Annotated in this window: 17 protein-coding genes; 11 read left to right on the top strand and 6 right to left on the bottom strand. The window is 48.2% G+C overall.

Annotated features, from left to right (window positions below; genetic code table 11):
• Positions 1–15 precede the first annotated feature (15 nt).
• Both FJ444_RS13240 and FJ444_RS13245 read left to right on the top strand, forming a co-directional pair.
• Entirely contained in the window at positions 16–1,407 is a 1,392-nt protein-coding gene (locus FJ444_RS13240) for a hypothetical protein (RefSeq protein WP_140958849.1), read from the top strand.
• Positions 1,407–3,413 carry a hypothetical protein gene (locus FJ444_RS13245; protein ID WP_140958851.1) on the top strand — a complete coding sequence of 669 codons (2,007 nt, stop codon included), beginning with the start codon at positions 1,407–1,409 and terminating at the stop codon, positions 3,411–3,413. The genes FJ444_RS13240 and FJ444_RS13245 overlap by 1 nt, the downstream gene beginning before the upstream one ends.
• Positions 3,414–3,532: 119 nt before the next feature.
• Here the strand turns inward: FJ444_RS13245 and FJ444_RS13250 are convergent, their stop codons facing one another.
• Entirely contained in the window at positions 3,533–5,434 is a 1,902-nt protein-coding gene (locus tag FJ444_RS13250) for a bifunctional diguanylate cyclase/phosphodiesterase (protein ID WP_140958853.1), read from the bottom strand.
• Positions 5,435–5,621: 187 nt separating this feature from the next.
• Between FJ444_RS13250 and FJ444_RS13255 the strand changes: the two genes are divergently transcribed.
• The 4 genes from FJ444_RS13255 to FJ444_RS13270 all read left to right on the top strand — a co-directional run bounded on the left by FJ444_RS13255 (position 5,622) and on the right by FJ444_RS13270 (position 11,715).
• The gene (locus FJ444_RS13255) at positions 5,622–7,031 is read left to right on the top strand and encodes a PLP-dependent aminotransferase family protein (protein WP_140958855.1); all 1,410 of its coding nucleotides are present in this window, start codon (positions 5,622–5,624) and stop codon (positions 7,029–7,031) included.
• A 103-nt stretch (positions 7,032–7,134) separates the two neighbouring features.
• Positions 7,135–8,505 (top strand): cytochrome c oxidase accessory protein CcoG, encoded by a 1,371-nt coding sequence (ccoG, locus tag FJ444_RS13260; protein ID WP_140958857.1) that lies wholly within the window; start codon positions 7,135–7,137, stop codon positions 8,503–8,505.
• A gap of 157 nt (positions 8,506–8,662) precedes the next feature.
• A complete protein-coding gene (locus FJ444_RS13265; RefSeq protein WP_140958859.1) occupies positions 8,663–10,306 on the top strand; it encodes a methyl-accepting chemotaxis protein in 1,644 nt (547 codons plus the stop codon).
• 50 nt (positions 10,307–10,356) lie between these two features.
• The gene (locus FJ444_RS13270) at positions 10,357–11,715 is read left to right on the top strand and encodes an alginate export family protein (protein WP_140958861.1); all 1,359 of its coding nucleotides are present in this window, start codon (positions 10,357–10,359) and stop codon (positions 11,713–11,715) included.
• Here the strand turns inward: FJ444_RS13270 and nhaC are convergent.
• The 5 genes from nhaC to FJ444_RS13295 form a co-directional block, all read right to left on the bottom strand.
• On the bottom strand, positions 11,692–13,146 hold the full coding sequence (gene nhaC, locus FJ444_RS13275) for a Na+/H+ antiporter NhaC (protein WP_140958863.1): 1,455 nt from the start codon (positions 13,144–13,146) through the stop codon (positions 11,692–11,694). The two genes, FJ444_RS13270 and nhaC, sit on opposite strands and share 24 nt — an antisense overlap.
• On the bottom strand, positions 13,136–14,314 hold the full coding sequence (locus tag FJ444_RS13280) for a PLP-dependent aspartate aminotransferase family protein (protein ID WP_140958864.1): 1,179 nt from the start codon (positions 14,312–14,314) through the stop codon (positions 13,136–13,138). Before FJ444_RS13280 ends, nhaC begins: the two co-directional genes overlap by 11 nt.
• Positions 14,315–14,527: 213 nt before the next feature.
• Entirely contained in the window at positions 14,528–16,390 is a 1,863-nt protein-coding gene (locus FJ444_RS13285; protein ID WP_140958866.1) for a DUF885 family protein, read from the bottom strand.
• Between the two features lie 97 nt (positions 16,391–16,487).
• Entirely contained in the window at positions 16,488–17,654 is a 1,167-nt protein-coding gene (locus FJ444_RS13290) for an aminotransferase class I/II-fold pyridoxal phosphate-dependent enzyme (RefSeq protein ID WP_140958868.1), read from the bottom strand.
• A 27-nt stretch (positions 17,655–17,681) separates the two neighbouring features.
• Complete coding sequence (locus FJ444_RS13295; RefSeq protein WP_140958870.1) at positions 17,682–18,104, bottom strand: hypothetical protein; 423 nt, start codon at positions 18,102–18,104, stop codon at positions 17,682–17,684.
• A gap of 411 nt (positions 18,105–18,515) precedes the next feature.
• On the opposite strand from FJ444_RS13295, the gene FJ444_RS13300 reads away from it, so the two are divergent.
• From FJ444_RS13300 to FJ444_RS13320, 5 genes are all read left to right on the top strand, one after another.
• Entirely contained in the window at positions 18,516–20,858 is a 2,343-nt protein-coding gene (locus FJ444_RS13300; protein ID WP_255439165.1) for a TonB-dependent receptor, read from the top strand.
• A gap of 1 nt (position 20,859) precedes the next feature.
• A complete protein-coding gene (locus tag FJ444_RS13305; protein ID WP_140958872.1) occupies positions 20,860–22,101 on the top strand; it encodes a dipeptidase in 1,242 nt (413 codons plus the stop codon).
• A 152-nt stretch (positions 22,102–22,253) separates the two neighbouring features.
• On the top strand, positions 22,254–23,018 hold the full coding sequence (locus FJ444_RS13310; RefSeq protein ID WP_140958874.1) for a hypothetical protein: 765 nt from the start codon (positions 22,254–22,256) through the stop codon (positions 23,016–23,018).
• Between the two features lie 8 nt (positions 23,019–23,026).
• Positions 23,027–23,515: an RNA polymerase sigma factor gene (locus FJ444_RS13315; protein WP_255439166.1), complete on the top strand. Its 489-nt coding sequence runs from the start codon at positions 23,027–23,029 to the stop codon at positions 23,513–23,515.
• Positions 23,508–24,074 (top strand): hypothetical protein, encoded by a 567-nt coding sequence (locus FJ444_RS13320; protein ID WP_140958875.1) that lies wholly within the window; start codon positions 23,508–23,510, stop codon positions 24,072–24,074. The genes FJ444_RS13315 and FJ444_RS13320 overlap by 8 nt, the downstream gene beginning before the upstream one ends.
• Positions 24,075–24,094: the final 20 nt, after the last annotated feature.

The following is a 24,094-nucleotide window of genomic DNA, read 5'->3' on the forward strand; positions in this document are numbered from 1 at the left end:
TTTCAGGGTTAACTTATGTTATTAAGAATATTATTTTTGTTGTTGTACCTGACCGCGGTGCCGCTATCAGCACAGGTTCCTCCGCCACCCGGTTCAATGCCAAATGGCGCACCTATGATGATGCCGAGCATTCTGGACACGTCTTATCAGTCGGTGATTCAAATACGTGATGGCAAACTCACTACCCAGCTTGACGGCATCGAGTCGCCGTACAGCATTATCGGCAAACAACTACGCAATCAAACCGATGACTCCAACACCCTGACAGTATTTGGTAAAAGCTCGGCGGTAACGGTAAAAAATGTGGCCGTGGCGTCTGAAGGTGATGGCAGCAATGACTTTCTGGCGAAAGGGGCGGCAATGCTGGTTGCCGAAGGTATGTTACTGCTCGATAACGTGCAGGTAACCACCAATGGGGTGATTGCCAGTGCTGTGGTTGCAGCTGAAGGGGCAACGTTAAAAGCGGTTAACAGCCGGTTTGTCAGCCATGGGGGCGCCTTGCCTGCCGATTATGTTCCGGTAATTGGACCGGGTATGAAAACCCCGCCGTCTCCACTGGGCATTACTGGAACGGCACGTACTCACCTTACTATGAGTAATGCACACAGCTACTTTTACCATTGCGAGTTTATCGCGGATGGTTGGGGTGCATTATCTACCGACGCCGCTGGTGGTGATGCGTATCTGGAAGTCAATGATAGTCGCGTACTGGTGAATAACTCGGGATACGGTACGTATGCCGATTTTGGCGCCCGGGTGGTCATTAACCGCACTGAAATTCAGGCGGCAACTTACACTGGTGTGATAGCAGGCGCAGCAATCCTTGAACTCAACGACAGCACTACCGTTGCCGATGAAAATGTGGTGATGATCCATTCTGTTATGGGGGATCCGCTGGAATCAGGCGAGCTGATCATTCGCGGTGGCGAGCACAAAAGTAAGGGCACCGCTATTCTGGTCAAGAGTGCTAATGCCGATATTCTTCTCTCGGATACGCAAATCGAAGCTCAAAATGGCGAGTTGATTTTAGCCAGAGTCAATGATGACCCCATGCGTACTCAGGTAAATAATGTGGTGCCGCCAGGCAGCCATGTCAGGGTAACTAACAGTTCATTACGCGGTGATGTGATTAACCGCGACACAGAGCGAGCGCTTTTTCTGCAATTAGGACAAGGAAGTCATTTTTTTGGGTCGCTGCAGAACGTTGAGCTAGCACTCGACGCAACCTCAAACTGGACCGCGCTATCAGACAGCAAGGTGTCTGCTGAGTCCATTGATGTGGTTAATCAAATCACCGTTAAAAAAGGGGTAACGGTCACGCTGAGAGTGTCATCGGCTAATCAGTCAGACAAAACAATTACCACTGCCCAGGGCGGCAAAATTATTATTACCGGAGAGCATATTTAATGGCAGCGTTAACCTGTAAGCACGGATTAAAACTATCAGCTTTGTCGGTGTCTTTGCTGGCTGGAGCAGTAAGCCTGAGCTATTCCCCGGTGATCCTGGCAACAGTGCAGTCGTTACCGGTAAAAGAGGTCGCGGTAGATAAAACCTGGGTGATTAGTCAGGATGTTGAACTGGCAACACTGGTGCTGCATCCCGGAGCGAAAGTCATCCGGCCGGGTAAATCGGTGACTATGTTGGTTGATGGCATTGAAACGACTATGAAAACGGGGACTTATCACAAGGTTCAGTTGCGAGTTTCCGATAAGTTTAGCCAAAGTCCTGCGGGTAAAACTGCGCGTGGGGTGGATAACTTCAGGGCGGCGCTCTATGTGAATGCCGACGGCGTGAACGAGGCTCACTCGATTGAGCAAGCGGTTATCAGTGGTACCTTTGATGCCACCCTGGCAAAAGACATTCAGATCACCTCTGCCAGCCCCAATTTTAACGGGATCATGGTAGATGGCCCGGTGATCTACCGGATTGAAAACGCAACGCTTAATTTTCGTAGTCAGGGTGATGGCAGTGATGTGTCGGACTTCGCTGGCTATGGTGCTCCGGTTGCTGCTTATAACGGCGCAAGACTGGTAGTGGATAACAGTACCATTCACTCGTCTGGCGTCGGGCGACTGGCGGTGTTTAGTTATGAAGACGCCGATGTAATGGTGTCAAACTCTACGTTAAGTGCCGATGGTGGGCAGCTATATGAGGGATATGCTAATTCAGCAGATTTTTCGTTAATGGTGGCTCCGCCATGGGTACTGGGGATCAAAGGCACAGCACGTACTACCAACATGATGGGAAATAAGACCTCGTTTACGTTGGTAAATAGTAGCGTGACAGCTGCAAACTGGGGTGTTGTATCAACCGACCTGGGCGAAGCGATGCTGTTAACCATAGTCGACAGTACGCTTACGTTGAATGGACATAAAGATCCCTTTAGTGCCAAATACGGTAGCGGGTATGGCACTTATATCCTCGGCTCTGAGCAGTTCTATTACGGCGCAACAATTAACGCCGGGACGTACGGCGGCATTATTCGCAATGGTAAGGCGTATTACGGCTCTTCACGCTTTTCAGAGCCACTGGCTATTTACCCCCGTGATCAGTTGCCTACCGGTAAAACACAGGTCGATTTTTTTGGTATTGAACGCCCAGTTTACGATGTAAAGCCAGCTAAGGACGCGGTTTTTACGGGTATTACCGGCAAGGGCCAGCACTCACGTATTATCTCAGATAATTTTGGCTGGATGGCTCATGGTGACGGTGATATTACCCTGGACGACGGTACTGAAGTGAATTCTGGCAAGAGTACTTTCTTGTTAAAAGAGGGCAATATTAACATTCAATTACAAGGGGGCGTGAAGTTAAATCCCGCCGATGGGATCCTGGTTCAGTTGATGGACAACGACGATATGCTGGTAGGGTTACAGCAAGATTCACAAGTGGAACTGCACTTTAATACCACCTTTTCCGAACCTGCCGGATTTGCTGGTCTGGACTATCCGGTAACGGCAAATAACAACAATTCAACCACAGTCACAGTGAACACAGAACAGGTTGAGCTGGTGGGCGATATGTTTAACGGCACAGGATACTTTGGTGGCCAGAGTGGCGATAACCTGCATATTACCCTTGGTAAAGACACCTCGCTTACTGGCCGAATTAGTGCAACAACCGTGCAGCATATTAATGAAAAAGGTGAGCAAGTTACGCACTTCACCGAAAGTCAGTATTACTATCTTGGTCATGTAGCAAATCGTATATTCAACAACGGCCATAATCAGGTTCAGGTAACCATGGAAAGTGGTTCGAGCTGGCACGTTACCGGTAAAAGTGTGTTGCATAGTCTAACCATAAAAGCCGGTGCTAAATTAAGCGGCGACAACCTAAGGTTAATAGTAAATGGGCAGGCTGTTGCAGTAAAACCAGGTGAATTTAAGGGCGAGATTGTTCTTCAAGCCGGGTAGGTTATCGGAGCTAAAAATAAAAAGGCCGCTTCAATTTGAAGCGGCGCAGATTGATAACAAGTCCTTAAATATGTGTTGGCGTGAAGTTGTAGCAAGATTTCCGTAAATGAATGCTTAACTCACCCACGGGCCAGCGAACACAGTCGCTCGTTGATTTCATCTTCACACAATGGTTTTGACCAGTGATAACCCTGGCCGAATCCACATCCCATTTCGACTAAAAGTGCCAGTGTGGCTTTGTCTTCGATGCCTTCGGCAACGGTATGCATACCCAGGCTTGATGCCATGGTAATCATGGCCTGGACCAGAGGCACGTCGTTGTCGTCGCTGGTGAGAGGGTGGATAAACGAGCGATCAATTTTGAGCGTGCAGGCGTGAAAGCGGCGTAAATACGCCAGATTAGAGTACCCAGTGCCAAAATCATCAATTGCAATAGTTACACCTATATCGGTGAGATCTGAAAGCTGAGACAGAATATTGGTGGACTCATTAATAAACAGCGATTCGGTCAGTTCTAGCTCGAGCGCATCTGGAGGCAGATCAGCACGTCTTAACGCTTTTTCCACATTGTGTTTTAGCTTCCCGTCATTGAACTGCAGCGCCGAAATGTTCACGGCAATACGCAGTTCGGGAAACCCGTTTTTACGTTGATTTGCGCAAAACGCACAGGCTTGTTGAATTACCCAATTACCGAGGACATTTATTATGCCTGCACTCTCGGCCAGTGGAATAAATTTATCTGGGCCAATCATACTGCCATCCGGTTGCGGCCAACGCAGCAGGGCCTCAACTGCTACTACGTTGCCGGTTCGCAGGTCTATTATGGGCTGGTAATTCAGTGTAAACGCGTGAGTGTTAACCGCATTGCGCAATTTTTGAAGTAGTGTAAAGCGTTCTTCGCTGTGGGCATCCTGTTCAGGGGAGTAGTAGCTAAACGTATTGCGGCCATTGTTTTTGGCCTGATACATAGCAATATCGGCTTTGCGACAAAGTTCTTTGAAGTGCTCACCATCTCTGGGAGCAACAGCTACACCAATAGATGACGACACGATAATGCGATTTTGCTGAACGTAAAACTCCCTGGCGCATTCATTCAGTAATGTATTGATAAATCCATTCAGCGTGCCGTTATTCTGGCAATCACCGGAACAGGGGACAAGCACCAAAAACTCGTCGCCACCAAATCGGATTAAGTGCTGGCCGTCGGTGAGTAATTCACTTAATCGCTGGGCCAGTTCCTCCAGCAGAATATCGCCGGCAACATGGCCCAGTGCGTCATTCACCGGTTTGAAATTATCCAGATCTAGAAATAATACTGCCAGTTCAGTGTTGTTTTGTTTGCACTGACTCAACAGGCGCTGAAACAGTAATTCACCATGTAAACGGTTAGGTAAGCGGGTTAACGGATCGTGATGCGCCAGATGCTGAATTTGCGCTCTGCTGAGCTCCACTTTCTCATTTTCTTCCTGTAGCGAGATCATGAGCTGTTTGATGTCGCGAACCAGTATATACACACTAAAGCCAGTAATAATAAAAATCACCTGTACAAAAATCAGGTGCTCCCAGCTTAATCGGGGAGTGCTGGGTAATACATAGCCCTCCAGATTAAGCCAAACCAGTACAGAGCACTGCACAATAGTGAGAGACAGCAGCGTGCTGAATAACCCCACTCCGCCCAAAATGGCCGCAAATATCAGCAAGCAGGGATAACCAATAATGGCAATATCAAACAACCCCGCGCCTACCAGGGCCAGCGCAAATAACATAGCCGACATAGAGCTGAGTAATACAAAGGAAGAGGCCTGGATTTTGTGTTTGTAGGCCAGCAAAAATGCAATCAGTAAAGATAAGAGTCCAACTGAGAATATGGTAAACGCAATCCCACGCGAGATAAGCACCGAAGCGAGTAAACCCACTGCGCTTACGCCGCAAATTTGTAATAACCGATGTCGGCGAACCTGCGCGAATGAGCTGGCAGAATTCAGCTCAACACCCGTGTCTACCTTATTGTTATTATTCATGTATGGGGCCTGTTTATGCTGTGTTGTCACTATAGCACCAAGTGGTAACCCTCTCTACACGATTTGGCATTGCTCTGCAGTGGCGGGTTACTGGTAGTTAAACGCTGGTCACTGTTCAAAGCAAATACTCATAACAGATTTAAAGTGTTACTGTTATACCAACTTTGCTGGTTACGGGGTATTCAGTATGGCTAAGTACGAACAATTGGCCGACAAGTTGGCTTCTCAAATCAAACAGGGCATCTGGCAGCCCGGTGAAAAGCTGCCTTCTCTTCGCAAACAATCGTCGCTTACCGGTTATAGCCTCATGACCGTGCTGCATGCCTACCAGTTACTGGAAAGCCAAGGGGTATTAAGTGCTGTGCAACGTTCGGGGTACCGGGTTGCCGACTCAGTTGAAGTTGCCAGTACCACGGGTGTTATGCAGTCGGCTGAATCGGTTAGCGTTAACGACTTTGTGTTTGATGTTCTACAAGCCTCGCGCGACCCTCACATGTTTAGCTTAGGTTTTGCTTATCCCGACCCGGCTTTGTATCCTCGACACCAGCTTACCAAATCACTTACCGCCGCCGCTAAACAAACAACGGTTACCAGCGCATTGGACAACTTACCGCCTGGTAACCGGGAACTTCGCCAGTTAATTGCCCAACGATATGCTGCTCGGGGGCTGCATGTTTCACCCGATGAAATAGTCATTACGGCCGGAGCATTGGAAGCACTTAGCCTGAGTCTGCAGGTAGTCACCAAGCCTGGAGATTGGGTGTTAATTGAATCGCCGGCGTTCTACGGAGCGATGCAAGCCCTAGAGCGTTTGGGGCTGCGCGCAGTGAGTGTTGAGGTGACGCCCGATAAGGGGATCAATCTGGCAGCAGTAGAACGCGCCTTGCAGAATAAACCGGTACGAGCGTGCTGGCTGATGTCTAATTTTCAGAATCCAGTGGGTTACAGCATGACAGACCACACCCGGCAGGCACTCGCTGAACTGCTGGCAAAGTACCGTGTTGCACTCATTGAAGATGATGTATACGCGGAGTTGTATAGTAGCGGTCAGCCGCTATTACCTATTAAGCACTTTTGTAAAAACGGTAATAGTTTGTTGTGTTCATCATTTTCCAAATCCCTGGTAGCCGGCTTTCGCATTGGTTGGGTCGCAGCGGGAGAGCATGCAAAAGCAATTCAAAAACAGCAGTTAATGAGTACCATTTCTACCAGCGTGCCTATACAAATGGCGCTGGTGGATTATTTGGAAACCAGAAATTACGAGAAACATTTGCATCAGCTTCGCAGTGCTTTGAGACAGCGCAAAAAGGCAATGTATGAATATCTTAGTGGGCACTGGGGAAGTTTCGCTAAAGTGCATCATTCATCCGGGGGATATTTCCTGTGGGTTGAGTTTTCCCCGGAGGTGGATACGCTCGCTATCTACCATATGGCGCTGGCGTTGCACATTACACTTGCTCCTGGCAGGTTGTTTTCGTTGCATGGCGAGTACAGTCATTGTTTCCGTATCAATGCGTCACTTGAACTCACGCCTGCCCGATTGCAACTGCTGAACAGGTTAACGCGTAAAATAATCCATTACTTAGAACAGATTTAATTTATATCTGTTCTATATTTTCCGATCCCATCTGTATCTTTTCTCTTTAATCTAACCTTCTACAATCCGCCCGACTAACAGCTACAGGGTGGCATACATACCAATGAGTTTACATATTCCCGATAACAGCGCGATTATCTTTAAAGTACCAGTGGCGCAAAGCAAGGTATATATCCGTGAACAGCAAGGGTACTTTCAACGTGTCAGGCGTGGGTTAAATATGCTGTTAATGGCGCTATTTATTGGTCTTCCCTGGATTTCCTGGCATGGCAAGCAAGCAATTTTGTTTGACGTAGGCGCCCAAACCCTGCGGGTATTTTCCTGGGTATTGTACCCACAGGATTTAATGATCTTTGTATTACTTTTTTCGCTTGCCGCATTTGTGCTGTTTTTTGTGACCAAGAAATACGGCCGGATATGGTGCGGATTTACCTGTCCACAAACGGTATGGACACTGATGTTCAACTGGGTTGAGCGGCGCATTGAAGGTTCGGCGAACCAAAGCCGGTTACTCGACAAACAACCGTGGAGTGCAAGAAAAATAGCAGTAAAAACGGCAAAACACCTTGTGTGGGGGCTTGCTGCAAGTGTTACTGCTTTGGTGTTTATGTCGTACTTTTATCCGGCCAGGCAGCTGTATGTTGATGTGCTGACCTTGTCTGCACCGGCACTAATAACCGGATGGGTGGCTTTCTTTGCACTCTGCACGTATGTCAACGCTGGCTGGATAAGAGATAAAATGTGCCAGCACATGTGCCCATACGCGCGCTTTCAGTCGGTGATGTTTGATGCCAGTACTAAACTGGTCACTTACGATCATCAACGCGGCGAAAGCAGAGGGCCAAGAAAACGCGGCAGTAACAATTTTGCATTAGGCGATTGCGTGGATTGTTCCTTGTGCGTGCAGGTTTGTCCGGTGGGTATAGATATTCGCAACGGCCTGCAATATGAATGCATAAACTGCGGATTGTGTGTTGATGCTTGCAATCAGGTCATGAACAAATTCCATTATGCGCCTGATCTGATTAGCTTTACTGCGCTAAAGCCAGTGAAATCATGGAACATTGCACTGTTGTTGTATGGGGCAGCAATTGCGGTGATGCTGCTTGGAATGTGGGCATGGGCCGCAACCAGAATGGATTTTGAAATCAACATTGCCCGGGATCGCCAACAACTGTACAGAGAGCATTACTCAGGAGATATTGAAAACTCGTTTCGCATAAACGTGCTGAATAAATCTGAGCGCACAACAACCTATCATTTGTCTCTTCTTGGGCTGCCGTCTGCGCGGATATCTGACACGCTTATTGAAGCCGTGAAGCCGGGTGAAAAACGCGAGGTTGCAATAACGGTTTCGGCTAATGCAGCATCGGGAGTAAGTAGCGAGCATTTTTACTGGATTATTGCCAATCAGAATGATGGTACGACCACACAAAAAAAAGGGGTATTTATTTATCCGGATGGCAATAAATAATCATTTGCTTTTCAATTGGTTGAATTTTGTACTTTGCTTATTTAAGGGGCTATTTCTCTTACACTTTAGTTAAACGTACGTGTTTTGAATTGCAAATCAAAAATTCTGTGTAACACTTTGATTAACCAACTCGTGCCTGCAGCTAAGGGGCGACAACATGACTGATTTCAGTCAATACAAAGTACGCGTTAAATTTTCTTTCCCTCTGGTGGTGATATCAGCACTGTTTTTAACCGTAGCCATTATCAGTGGCATTGCGCTGTCGAATTTATCATCGGAAGCCCGGGATATTTCGACGCGTTATATGAATTCGGTGAGTTTAACCCTGAACGCAGACCGAGATCTGTATCAGGCCTACACTGCGCTGCAAGACATGATTGTTACTGCCAGCCAGGGGGCGCTTAGTATTTCCTCTCAAATCAGTGATTTTGAAGAAAACGCAAAGCAAGCATTGGATCGAATGAACCAGGCTAAACCTGTAATTGAAGATGATCCGGCGGTATCGAGGCAAATCGCATCGTTCAAATCCGACTTCGATGCCTGGTATACCTCTTCCAAGCGTTTGGTTGGATTGGTGCAAGCCAATAAAGTAAGCGAAGCGGTTGCGCTGCGAGATGCAGAAGTGGCAAGTAGTTTTAGCCAACTGCGAAGCCATTACGATGTGCTTGGAGAAGCGGTAAAAAACAAAGCTGACGCGCTGACAGCAAGTATGAGTGACGACGCAGCGTTTTATCAAACCATCCTGGCTGTGGCCACGGTGTTTACGTTATTCATATGTGTCGGCTCGATGGTGTATGGCCCCCGATTGATTACCGATCGGCTGGATAACCTGATTGTAGTCATGCGTGACATCAGTCAAGGGGATGGTGATTTACGCAGTCGTTTGGACGCTAAAGGTAAGGATGAACTGGCTGAGATTGCCAGGGCGTTTAATTTGTTTATGCAAAACCTGCAGCAATTAATTCAACTGGTGCAGGAAGACTCAACCAGTCTGAATCAAGCCGCATCGAAGTTAAAACAATCGTCTACAACAGTGTCTGATGTGTTCCATCAGCAAAACGAAAACCTCAATCAAATTGCAACAGCGGTAAACCAGTTAAGTCATGCCGTAAACGACAATGCCGGAAACAGCCAGCAAGCGTCTGAAAATATGAAAGTGGCCTCAGAAGTCAGCCTGAACTCTAAACGCGTTGTAAGTGATTCGGTTAAAAATGTACAGAATCTTTCAGACTCCATTTCAAACGCCAAGGGCGTGATCAGCAGCCTGGCAAAAGAGTCGCAAAATATTATTGCCGTGTTAGATGTAATACGTGGTATTGCTGAGCAAACCAACTTACTGGCACTCAACGCAGCCATTGAAGCAGCGCGCGCCGGTGAGCAGGGGCGAGGCTTTGCGGTGGTCGCCGACGAGGTACGAACGCTGGCTAGCAGAACGCAACAATCTACGCAAAATATTAACGAGATGCTTGGCCGCTTAGAGCACAGTGTGAATGATGCGGTTAACGCCATTGAGCGTGGCTCGAATGAAGTTGAATCGGTAGTCACCGTATCGAGTCAGTTGGTCAGCGCGTTTGATCAGGTGAGCCAGGCAGTAAACCAGGCTAATGAAATTATTTATCAAATAGCCACTGCCTCAGATGAACAACGGCAAGTAGTGGGTGAAATCAATGCCAATGTGTCCTCGTTGCACGCATTAGGCCAGCAGAACCTCAAAACAGTGGAAAGCAGCGGTAAAATCTCAGACAGCGTAAACGATACTGTTCAGCGACTGAATCAGAAGATTGGCCGGTTTAAAACCTGATGTGCCACGCCTTTTCACTTTGAACGCACACTTTTCTTCAGGATACCAATATGAACCCATTGAATTCTTTTCGCAGCCGGGAAACCGGCTGTGACAGACGCAGTGTAGCTGCTAAGCGCTTGGCTGGTGCAGCACTGGCGTCATTGCTTCTCAGTACTTCGGTTACCGTAAACGCTGCCGAGAGCCCTAAATATGAGTGGTCTGGCGAATGGAACCTGCGTTTTGAAAATCTGGTTAACCCGCTGTTTCCGACAACGTCCCCCTCATTTCATCAGCACAACCAGCGGCTGTCTTCCAAATTTGAGTTAAAAGGCAGTGTAACCTGGTCGAATATTCAGTTGGTGGGTGCATTTGCTGATTCCAGAGTCTATCTGGATAATGACGATCCAACTCTGGGACGTTCTCAGGTGAACACGTTGGAGCCTGTTCAATTCAATGTAGGCTGGTTAGGGGATGGAGACAAAGGTAACCCTGCACTACAAATGACCAAAACCAGTGTCGGCCGCTTTGTACTGGATCACGGCAGCCGGCGGTTATTAGGTAGTGGGTACTTCCGCAATGCACTCAATTCCTTCGACGGACTCATTACCGACTGGCACTGGCGCGACTGGTCGGTAAGGGGCTTTTATTTGCACCCGGTATCGCGATTGCCATCCGATGCCGCCAGTATTGATAATAACGACAGAGCTTTCGACAAAACTGAATCGGAGCGGTTGTTCTACGGTGTTTACGCGGAGTCTGACGACAAAACCTGGCATTTACAAAGCTATTGGTTAAATGAAGACGATAGTCAGGAATTGCGCACACGTAACCGCCAGCTATTAACCGTTAGTGCCCAATATACCAGCCCTAAAGGCAGTGAATGGTTAACCGATGTGGAGCTTGCACTACAAACGGGTACACAGCGCCAAACAACGTCAGCTAGTGATTTGACAGACCTTGATCACCAGGCTTGGATGTTATTTGCCTCTTTCGGAAAAATGATCGACTCAAAAACGTCACTTAGCGCGGTATTGGATTGGATCAGTGGTGATAACAACAGCTCCGATAATAAGAGTAATGGCTTTGATGGATTATACGGGGTAAGGCGTTTCGACTTTGGTCCTACCGAAGTGTATCGCTCTTTCCCTCGCCAGAATCTGGTGGGTATTGGAGCCCGCATGGTCAGCAAATTTACCAGTAAGGATAATTTGATGTTGCACTATGGTGCATACTGGTATCAGAAAACGCCCAATGGCAGCGACAGTTTCCTGGGTAACCAAATTGAAATGCGCTGGCGCCATCAAATCACCAAACCTCTGCGCCTGGAATTTGGCAGTGCCTACATGTTTAAAGGCGATGCTTTGGCTCAGGGTAATTATCCGGACGACACCGCTTATGTGTATTCAGGATTCCGTTTGCAGTTTTAAGCGCCGGATCCCAAAGCCACTGCGCGTTGCCAATGCGGCCCAAAGCAAAGAAAACAGTGGGCCGCCAAGGCAAAAAAGCGCCCAGGGCAAATAGTCGATGGTTGCCACGCCCAGCGTGGTAGCCATAAACAGCCCTGATACTGTCCACGGAAGCAGTGGATCCAGCAAGGTGACCGAATCTTCAATACTGCGGGATAAGTTCACGTTGGCCAGATTGTGCTTCGTGTAGGCAGGCTGATACAGGTTACCGATGATCAAGCTGCTTACTCCGCCGTGACTGGTAAGTGACAGCAAGGTAACACCACTTACTAAGGTACTGGCGACCAAGCTGAACGTGCCTTTTACTGCTTTTAACATACTTTGAATGATGACATTTAGCGCGCCGGTTGCTTGCATGGCACCAGCCAGTAAAAATGCAGCAATGATAACAACCAGAGTGCCAACCATTGAATAAAGCCCGCCACGTACTACCAGCTTTACAAATGCAGTATTAGTTGCGGCGTCATGTTGTTGGGAAGCCGGTAGCATGTCCAGCGTAAACCCATGCAAATAGGCATTAACGGCATCGACAACACTAAAAGGTTGCAGACCTACTGCCAGAAGAAGCGCCAGTAGGGTCGATAGCGTTATCCCCACTACCGGAGGCCATTTTTTCACAATGGCAACCATGATCAGTAGCGGCGGGAGCATTTGCCACCACGCGGGTAAAAACACGTGTTCAATCATTATTTGCATGGCTTGGGTGGCGTGTTGCGCATCAATTGAATCACTGGCCTGATTGACTGGGATAACAGCGAAAATCACCAAAGCGATCATAAACGACGGAAGGGCGGTGTAGATCATGTGCCGAATATGCTCGTATAGGTCGGCCTTTGCCGCAATGGCGCTAATATTGGTGGAGTCAGAAAGTGGCGACATCTTATCGCCAAAATACGCGCCAGAAATTACTGCGCCCGCGGTAATCGGTAAGGACGCATCCATTACCGTTGCCAGCCCCATGAGTGCAACGCCAATTGTGCCCGCCGATGCCCATGATGAACCGGTGAACAGGCTCATTACCGACGCAGCGACAAAGGCCGAAACATAAATATACTGCGGGTCGATTAGTGCGATCCCCAGCCAAACAAATAAGGGAATAGTGCCGCTTAACATCCAACTGCCAATTAGCCCGCCAATAGACAGCAATATGAGTACAACCGGGAATACGTCAGCGAACTTGTCTACCGCTGCTTTTTCCATAGACTGCCATTTAATCCCACGTGCATAACCAATCAAACCGGCAACGACTGCGGAAAGTAATATGGCTACCACAACAAGGTTACCACCCAGCTCTGTAAACAACGCGCCTCCAATGAACACGCACAGCAGTGTGAAAAGCGGCAGCACAGCTATCCACAAGGGCATTATTCTATTTACAGCGTTACTGTGCATGGATAAGCGCCTGTTGTAGATCTTGAATGAGGGTATCCACTGACTCCAATCCCACCGACAGTCGGATCAAGCCCTGAGGCAAACCCGATGCAGCCAAAGCCTGCGTGTTGTCTGGACGTTGTGGCGAAATAGCCAGGCTTTCAAAGCCACCCCAGCTTACCCCCATTCTGAAGTGCTGAAGCGCATTGAGTACGGTTGCCACTGTGTTGTAGTCGGCCTTTTTTAGGCTGAAGCTGAAGAGCCCGGTGTATCCCAGCATTTGGTTGTCAGGCACAGATGGAGCCGGATTCATGGCGGGGTGAAATACGCAGTCTACGGCTGCGTGGGCTGCTAAATATCGCGCTACGGTCAGACCATTCGCTTCGTGCTGCGCAAGCCTTACCGGCAGGGTACGCAAACCGCGCTCAATTAAATAAGCATCCATGGGACCAATGGCGGCCCCGTTTAATAAAAAGGTTTTAAAGAAAATCTCTTTTAACAAGGCTGCCCGGGTAATGAGGGCGCCGGCCACTACGTCACTGTGGCCCCCAATATACTTGGTAAGTGAGTGTGCAACGATATCCACCCCCATCGTAATGGGCTTTTGTAACAGTGGGGTGGCCCAGGTGTTATCAATACCGGTAAGAATGCCCCTTGCCTTTGCAACGGCGACCAGTGCTTTGATATCCAGTTGAGTAAAGGTCATGGTGCCAGGGGTTTCAAACCAAATCAGCTTAGTATTCGGCTGAATAGCGAGTTCAGCTTCGGTTACATTGCCTGATGGCACACACGTAAAGCTAACACCGAAGCGCGCAAGTTGGGTGGCAAGTTGAATGGTTGGCCCGTACACCTGATTGACAAACAGAATATGATCGCCCTGGCTCACCACAGCGCTAATTGCCGCACTAATTGCCCCCATACCCGATGCAAACAACTTACAGGCTTCGCCCTGCTCCAGTGCTGCCAGCTTTTGCTCTACGCTGGTCATTGAAGGATTTCGGCCCCGGCTGTATACCGGCGTGGTAAATTCGTTGGCTAACCCATTCGCCAAATCTTCAAAACGATTAAACGAGAACAGTGAGGTTTGGTGAATTGGCGTGGAAATGGGTTGGCTGCCCGTTGGGGCTTCAGCCGTTATGTTTTTTTGATGGCCGCAGCAAATATCTAAATCCTGAGAGGATAGTTTCATGTTCAGTCGTCGCGCTATGTATTTTGGTTGTTTTTTGTCACCTTAGCGCGAACATCGAGTGAATGGCAATGCTGAAAAAAAGAATGGGGTGAATCAAAGGTCAACAGCCCCTAATAAAAAAGCCGATGAAACTGACGTGACATCGGCTTTTGCACTAATCCGCATGATGATTAGCCAGGCCTTTCGGCCTGAGTTACTGTTGAGTGTTGCTTTTTATTTTTGTGACGCGATCCAATCGTCTACCATGCGCTCCAATATATTCAGAGGTACTGCACCATTGCCCAGAATAACATCGTGGAAGGCGCGAATATCAAACTTGTCGCCCAGTGCTGCTTCCGCTTTAGCGCGAAGCTCCAGAATTTTCAGCATACCGATTTTGTAGGAGGTAGCCTGTCCTGGCCATACAATATAGCGGCGTACTTCTGCCAGAATTTGTCCTTCAGATACCGGTGAGTTATCGCGGAAGTATTGAATAGCTTGTTCTTCGGTCCAGCCTTTTGAGTGAATGCCGGTATCAACAACTAAACGAATTGCACGCCACATCTCGGAGACCAACCGGCCAAATTCAGAAGTCGGGTTTTGATAACCCCCCATTTCTTTGGCAACGGTTTCAGCATATAACGCCCAGCCTTCCACATAGCTGTTAAAGAACGAAGTGGTGCGGAATCTTGGTACGCCTTCCAGTTCCTGTGCAATCGAGATCTGCATGTGGTGACCGGGATTGCCTTCGTGATATGCAATGGCTTCCATTTCATTTTTGGGCATGGAAGTCATGTCCAGCAAGTGCGCGTAGTAAGTACCCGGCGTGCTACCGTCTGGCGAACCCGGGAAGTAATGCTGAGGCGCACCGGCTTGTTCGCGATACGGTTCAACGCGTTTTACTACCAGATCAGCTTTAGGCAGGATGCCGAAAAATTCGGGCAATTTCGCTTTGATGTTGTCTAAGTACACGGTGGTATCGTCGATATACCCTTGGCGACCTTCGTCGGTGTTGGGGTAATAAAAACGCTCATCCGTTACGTCAGACTTAATGTAAGTGAAGAATTCACTCAGTGTGCCGTCGAAGCCCACTTCGTTTTTCACCTTTTCCATTTCAGCCAGCAAACGCGCTACTTCGCTTAAGCCGATATTGTGAATTTCATCGGCAGTTAAATCGGTAGTGGTACGCATAAACAGCATGGCGTTATAGAACGCCTTGCCATCTGGCAGGGCCCATGCCCCTTTTGCATCACGAGGGATATTGGGTAAGTCGTTCTCGAACCAGGTGATCAGTTTACCGTATGCGGGTAGTACACTGTTCAGCAAGGCTTGCTTAGCCTGTTCGGTATAGTCGGCAGCTTGTTCTTCATCAATTGCGCCACTTTCCTGCAGTGCTGCAATCTTCTTTTTCGCGTCGGCAAACAGCGCAGAATCGGTGTCGCTGTTGGCATCAAATGGCTGGCCGGAAATCACTTTCTTGCTTTGGTCAATTACGCCTTCGTAAGCAAAGTAAGGCGCTTTTACGCCTTCATCGGCATTAATCGCTACTTGCGTGGTAAGCTGCTCAACGGCTCTGCCTACACCATTCAAACGCGAGATATAGGCGTCCATGTCGCTGCTTTCTTCCACTTTGTGGTAGTTGATTAGCAGCGTGGGCAACATGGATTGCGCGCCGTTCATTTGCGTAAGCACGTAGCCGCGGCGGCTGAATGGCTGCATAACTTTGGCCACGTCATACTGATACACCCACAGGTCATAGGAAATCTTGGCCGACTCATCCAGTTTGCTGTAGTCGAAGTTGCTCTTTAATTCTTCAACCGAAGCGGCTTGCCAGGCCAGCACTTTTTCTTGCGCTTGTTCCGACATGTCGTCGATTTGGTCGTACAAATCCTTGCGACCCAAACGGGTCATCATTAGCGGAGAAAACTGCAATTGTTCCTCGTATTTGGCATCAAACCAGGCATTCAGTCGCTCTGATTCACTTTGCTGTTGTTGCTCAGCTGCGGTGGGGGCCGCAGTGCCCGCATTTGGAGCAGGGGCCTCGGAGCAGGCTGTAATGGCCAGCGCGAGCGTGCTTAAAAGAAATAGTCGTTTCAATGTTATTGTTCCCTGGTTCGGTGCTTATAGTTATTACTACAGTAAACCGCGAGGCTTACTGAGATTCAAATTTTAAATGTTACCTGTTATGTCTGATTTATCGCGCCGCCGTAAACACCTGAATACGTTTTAACCCTTCATGCAGGTTCTGTTCAGACGTTGCATAAGACAAGCGAACATAGCGGTCGGCGTCACTGTTGCCAAAATCATTACCCGGTGTAAGCGCTACACCCGTTTCACTCAGCAATTGTTCACAGAATGTCATGGCGGTTAAACCGGTGCTGCTCACATCGATATACACATAGAATGCGCCAGAAGGTGCAACGGGCACGCAAAGTCCGGCTTTTTCCAACCCGGCCAGTACGATATTGCGTCGGGTGAGTAATGATTGTCTTCGCGCTTCACATAGCGCTAACGTGTCGGGTGTAAAGCAAGCAAGGGCTGCCAACTGCGCTGGGGTAGAAGGGCAAATATACAGGTTTTGAGCCAATCGTTCGATTACTTCAACCATGTCCTCCGGCACGACCATCCAGCCTAAACGCCAACCTGTCATACCGAAGAACTTTGAAAAACTGTTGATCACAATGGCGCCATCATCCACCGCGAGCACACTTTTTGCGGGTCCTGGAGCGTGATCGCTTAAATCCAGGTAGATTTCGTCGATTATCCGCCAGGCGTTTCGCGCTTTGGCAAACGCGCACATCTTGTCTAGCTCATCCAGTGTTACCGCCGTGCCGGTTGGATTGGAAGGCGTAGCAATCATCAGAGCTTTAGTGTTGGCATTCCAGTTATCCGAAACCAGCTTGCTATTTAACTGAAACTGACTGCTCGCACCCGTGGGTATCAAATTAACGTCGCCACCAAAGGTTTTTACAAACTGGCGGTTACACGGATAAGACGGATCACCCATTAACACTTCGTCACTGGGATTAATCAGTGCAGCACAGGTTAGCAACAGCGCCGCCGATGCGCCTGCTGTTACCACCACCCGATTGGGGTTAAGACGAATCTGATGCTGCGTGTAATAAAACTCAGCTATGGCTTCTCGCAGTCGCCTGTCGCCCAATGCGCCAGTGTAAGGCAGGTTATTGTTGGCTACCGCTTGTTGCATAGCTTGTTGCACGGCCGGTGGGGCGCCAAAATCGGGCTCACCAATATTGAGTCGAATAACAGAACGACCCTGACTTTCTAATGCTGTGGCCTTTTCTCCAAATGCCATAGCAAAAAACGGGGCGATAGCATTCGCCCTGTTGGAATATTGCATGTGTACTTACTCAAATAATGATTACGGCTATTTCAGCCAACCGGCTTTAGTGCCGCGCTTGCTGACCATCACCAGAATAATCGCTATCACTACTACCAGGGAAGGCAGGATCACAACACTGGGCCCTAATAAAGCAATAGAATCAATAATGACAAAGTTATAAAACTGCTGAACCAAAACGCCAACCAGGGAAAGAACTAATAAGGGAAATGCCAGCTTTTTACCCAAAGCCAGCATTAAAGTGCCAAGCAAGCCACCAAATACGGCCAGAGCGTAAGCAACATAAGACCAGAGAGGAATGTTGTTATAGGCTTCTTGTTGCGCTTCTGGCAACAACGCAATCATTTCTGGTGTTAACAGTAGCTGGCTTACAAATGCCATCACCCCCAACGCATTCCAAACCACCATGATCCACGCAAAAATTTTTGTGCCTGTCGTCATTTTTGTCATTGTTTTTTTTCCTGTGAACGAAGTGTGCTAACACGCTCACTATACGAATAAACCCGAGTAATTCGCAAAGATTTATTGGGAATATGTCTGAGTCTGTAGCAAAGGAGAGTAGCGTGTCGCACTGTTTATACTTTTGGTTAATATTGGTGCGTTGTGTGATTTGTGTTCACCACAGCTGTGCATAGTTAAAAAACGCAATGAAAACAAAATGTAAAGATTTTGTATTTTATAGAAAGTATACGATATTAAATCTGCAGATCGCCGATGTGCATGGTTTATTCATCCCAAAACGGGGGGTAGTGGAAACGATTGGTACAGACCTTGATTCATTTCTGGCATTACCGCCCAAGGAAGTCGCGGCTTACAACAAACAGGGTTCTCCCCGGACTATGACTGAGACCTGAATAAATTATGATGAAGCAAGCAAAAACCAAATCGTTTTCGTTAACTGTATTGGCTGGTGTTATTGGTCAGCTTTTATTTTCTGTGCAAGCAAATGCGCAATCTACCGATACTGAAGCATCCACGGCTGAAGAGAAAATTGTGGTAGTTGGGCGACGTGTTTCGCAAACTGATGTCGCGATCGGTACCGATGAAGCAACCAATACCATTGCTGTAACGCGAGAAGAATTGCTATCTGCGCCTTCTGGTATTTCCGGGCTGAAAATGCTGGAAAGTTTGCCAGGATTCAACGTGCAAACCGATGGCGCACTCGGGCTTTATGAATTTGGTAACTCAGTACAGGTGAGGGCCTTTCAGTTAAGTCAGATGGGGTTTGTACTGGATGGCATTCCGATGGGGCGTTCTGACGCCTTTGGTGGCAGTCCAATTTTCCGCTATGTAGATAACGAAAACCTGGGTTCAGTGGTGGCATCACCCGGTGCGGGCGATGTATCGGAACCCAGTTATTCTTCACTCGGCCCAATAGCGTCCTATAACACAGTGAAGCCATCTAAAGAAATGGGCGGCATGGTTGCGGTTACCTTGGGTGATTTTGACCTGCAGCGTACTTTTGTAAAACTGGAAACGGGTGACATTAATGGCTTCCGTGCTTACGTTAGCCGTTCAAAAACCGACAGTGATCTGTGGCGTGGACCAGGCACAATTGACCGTGAACATATCGAGGCCAAAGCCTTATATGAATTTGGTGATAGCTATATTCAGGCGACCATGGTGTCGAACGACTTCTTCGATTACGACTCTCCTTCAGCTTCAGCCGCTACGTTTGCCAGCAATTATTATTACGGATATCAAAGTACGATTCCGGAAGGGTGTATTGACGCTAAAGAAGGTGTTTACGATTTTAATGGCGATGGTACGATAGATGACAGTGATTTCACTCCTGTTTTCACCGGCTCAAACTGTACATCCTATTATGAAGACCGTATTAATATTCGGGATGACAAGCTCTACTCGCTGGGTTTTGGTACTTACTTGTCAGAAGACATCCAATTAACCGCTACGGCATATTACGAAGATAAAGACGGCTATGGTGTATCACCAGACGGCTATGCAAACTCATTAGCTATTTACCAGGATCAGGCGGCGGCCGGACTGGACGTTGTTCATCCGCGTGGTGTGCAATACGGCCTGTCCACAGTTGGCGGCGAGCGCGAGGGATTGGTTGCCGGGTTAAGCTGGCATCTGGGCGATCATAAAGTAGAGTTTGGCGGCTGGGTAGAGCAAGACACCTATAACCGTACACAGGCCCGCTTGAACAAAACTGGTGGCAGCGCCGATGGTGATGTTATTTGGGACGAAGTGGTGTATTACCGCAGAGATTACACTGCGGTGCGTGATACTACTCAATTGTACCTGAAGGACACTATTAGCCTGTTGGATGATGATCTGATTTTGGAAGTGGGTATGAAATCACTTTCAATTGATTACTCTTTGGATGGCTATCGCGATTACGAAGATTACGAGATCGATGGTGAAGAAGGGTACGGACCACAGCATGTTGAAGCTGAATACACCAATAACTTCCTGCCTATGGTTGGGGCCGTTTACCGCTTAAACGATACGGATCAGTTATTTGCCTCAATCGCTCAGAATTATGCCTTACCTGCGGGCACTGATGACATTTTTGACAACGCCATTGGTTTTGCCGCAGACGCACCTAAGGGTGAAGAGTCGGATAACATTGAGTTTGGTTACCGTACCAACCGCGAAAATTACAACGGTGCAGTAGCCGTGTTTTACACTCGATTCGACAATCGCTTGATTGCCAGCAGTGTATTGAACCCCGCAACTGGCCAGCCAGAAACGTTTTATGTCAACGCAGGGGCATCGAAGGCCTACGGTATTGAATTCAGCGGTGTATTCCAGCCAGCGATGTTCGAGCGCGAACTGTATTTCAATGCCAACGTGTCCTATAAGAAAGCGACACTGGTGGACGGATTCGGTAGCAACCCGGCAGGCAGTCAGTTGCCAGACAGTCCGGAATGGCTTGCAACAGGTGGCGTAACTTACGAGCCGACTGAATGGCTGGTGGCTAACTTCTCTGCAAAATATACCGATACCCGTTTTACCGACTTCAACGAAACATATGAGCTGAAGAGCTACGTGGTCACTCAGGCGTATGTGGATATTGGCGGACCAAACAGTTTTGGTATGCCAGAAAACATGCGTTTGCGTTTTAACATCGACAACGTATTTGACAAGCAGGTGATGTCGTTTGGCTTCACAGGCTCTTCATTTGGCCGCCCGTTAAGTCCGCGTACTTTCCAGGCAACGTTGACGGTAGATTTTTAACATGAACAAGTTTGCAATAAGTGTGTGTGCAGGTGCGGTGGCTGTGTTAAGCAGCCCCGCATTCTCCGCTATCGATCAACGAACCAGTCACGCCATGCATGAAGAGCTGGTGGTGATGGATACGCATCTGGATACCCCTGCGCTGCTGGTGCAGCCAGGATTCGACATTATGCATGCGCATACTTACGACAGTGATTTTTCACAGGTCGATGTACCACGCATGAATGAAGGTGGGCTGGATGGGGGCTTTTGGGTTATCTATACCCCTCAAGGACCGGTTACCGAAGACGGATTCAAGTCTGCCCGTGATACTGCATTGCTGCGCGCAATGGCTATTCACAACATGGTGGCGGCGAATTCCGATACTTTTGCGCTGGCAACCAAACCAGAAGATGCAGAAAAAATTGTGGCTGACGGCAAGAAGATTGTCTATGTCAGTATGGAGAATGCTTATCCGCTCGGTGAAGACTTAAGCTTGCTGGAAACGTTTTATAAAATGGGACTGCGTATGGTTGGGCCAGTCCATTTTAAAAATAACCAGTTTGGCGACAGCTCCACCGATCCGGATGGGCCACAATTCGACGGCTTATCGCCGCTCGGAGAGGCCCTGGTAAAAAAAGCCAACGAGCTTGGCATTATACTGGATGGTTCACATTCCTCTGACGCGCTGCTGGAGGACATGATTGAACTGTCGAAAACGCCGGTCATTCTTTCTCATTCCGGTACTAAAGCTGTGTACGACCATCCGCGAAACGTTGACGATGCCTTGCTGAAAAAGCTGGTGGCAAGTGGCGGGGTGATTCACGTAAATGCTTACAGTTCATACCTAAAAGAACTGCCTAGTGATCCAGAGCGTAGTAAAGCCTTTGGTGTGTTGATGAAACAAATGGGCCGAATGTCTGACATGACGCCGGAACAAGTGGCAGTATTTAAAGCGCAGCGCAAGCAGATTGAAATGGAACACCCGGCCGTAAAAGCCACCTTTGAAGACTACATGGAACACTTCCTTCACATACTGAAAGTGGCGGGCCCTAAACACACAGGTGTAGGCGCGGACTGGGATGGCGGCGGCGGTGTTGAAACCATGATGGATGTAGCCGCACTGCCTAAAATCACCGCGCGTTTGCTGGCCGAAGGCTATAGCAAAGAAGATTTGGCCGACATCTGGGGCAACAACGCACTGCGCTTATTGCAACAGGCGCAGGACTACGCAAATAGCCTGAAGGAAACGGCAAAAGAGTAACAGTTTTAGCTTGTATATCTCCGTAAACATAGCAAGCAGGGCACGTCATTTGGCGTGCCTTTTTCATTGCGCTGAAAAAAAGTTAAAAATAAATGTCAGGGTTTTGTCATGCGTCTCGACTATAGGGGTAACTGACTTAAAAGGAGAGATGCATGACAACCCTAACCAACACCACTTCAGGCAACGTAACAACAGCGAAACAAACTAACAATGCCAACTCTGCATTTACTGTACTTCGCGATTGGCTGACGCAAGGCGCTCGTGTTTATCGAAACGCACCGATTAGCCTGACGCTGACTTCACTGGTGCTGATGATTATTGGCGGGCTGGTACAGGGACTGCCAGCACCTTACGGTATGTTTGCATCTAAATGGCTGTCGGCTGGCGTAATAACGCTACTTTGGCCACTGACATGGCATGTGTTGCAAAACGGAAAATTCAGCCTGCGTAGCCTGAAGCAATTCAGTGGATATCGATATTTGCCCGCGCTGGGCATGTTAATGATGCTGCCCTTTGCTTCGCAGGTTGTCTTCGGGGCATTGGCGTTTGGCGCACCGGGCGTCGACCTGGTGTTGTATCAGGATATGACGAACTTTAGCCGTATTCACGTAGCAAGTGTACTGATGGCTTCGGCACCACTGGGTTTACTGATGAGCTTTATCCCGGCTTATGTGCTGATTAAACAGGCATCACTGAAAACGGCCACGGTAGAAGGTATTAAACTGGCTGTCCGTGCAATCAAACCACTGTCGCTGTTAATGCTGCTGAATATGGCGCTGATGTTCAGTGTGCCTTACACCTTCGTACTGAGCGCCATCTTAGTAGGTCCGCTACTGTTCTGTGTGAATGTGGTTGCCTTTAACTACTTGATTAGCGAAGATACGCAAACTAAAAATAATGATAATTCAGCTAGTTAAGGATAGATGTGCTGACCGAAGCTCAACGCGACGAGGTAGTTAAGGAATACGCGCCCATGCTGGCGCGTATCGCCTCTTCATACGAAAATGACAAACATCTGCAACAGGATTTGTTGCAGGAAATTAGCTTAGCGGTATGGCGCGCCTGTGCCTCGTTTCGAGGTGATGCCAGCGTAAAAACCTTTGTAGCAAAAGTAGCTCACAACCGCTGTGTTGATTACGTTATAAAAGCCAGTAACCAAACTGAAAACGTGGAATTGTCCGACGGCATGTTAATTAGTCAAAACAGTGATAACCAGGAAAAGAGTCGGGATTTAATGTCGGCTATTAATCGTTTGTCGCTGCCACTGCGGCAGGTAATTACCATGCAACTTGAGGGGTTTACTTACAGTGAGATTGCCAGCGTGCTGGGTACTTCTGAAGCTGCGGTAACTAAACGCGCCGGGCGGGCAAGAACGTTACTGGAACAACTATTGGGCAGCAATAACAATGGATAATCAGTTTGAAAAATGGCAGGCCGCCTATCAGCAACAAACACCAAAGGTGGATACATCGGCGCTGCTTAACGACGTAAAAGCAACCCATAGGAAAGAAACACAAAAAGCCTGGGTTGATCTTCTTTCGGGCATCGCGGTTAGTATATTTGTGTTGTACACGGCTATATTTGTTACCGAAAGTACTCTGGCCTGCCTTTTACTGAGTGCTGTAGTGCCGGTACCGATGGGCTTTTCTGTGTGGTCTTTTGTATTGAGAAGACGCGGTAGCGACGATACCCAATCAGTTGCAGCGTTGTTGGCAGAGAAAAAGCGTCAGTTGCAAAATAAAGTAAAGTACTGGAAGGTATCTGCGATAGGCATAGCAGTGCTGTGGATAGCGCTCACGTTAGTATGCGGCGTGTTCTGGTTTGGGGGCGATCACCAAACAATGTGGTTGGTGCTGCCGGTTATCCAATTATTGGTAGTTTTGGCGACGTGGGGGCGCTACGTTGTTGTAAAACGTCAATTGCCAGTGCAGTTAAGGAAGATTACTGCGCTTTACACACCTTCGGATAAGTGAGTCAGGCCAGGCAGCAAAGG

The sequence above is a fragment of the Aestuariibacter sp. GS-14 genome (genome assembly GCF_006494365.1).
Lineage (GTDB): Bacteria > Pseudomonadota > Gammaproteobacteria > Enterobacterales > Alteromonadaceae > Alteromonas > Alteromonas mangrovi.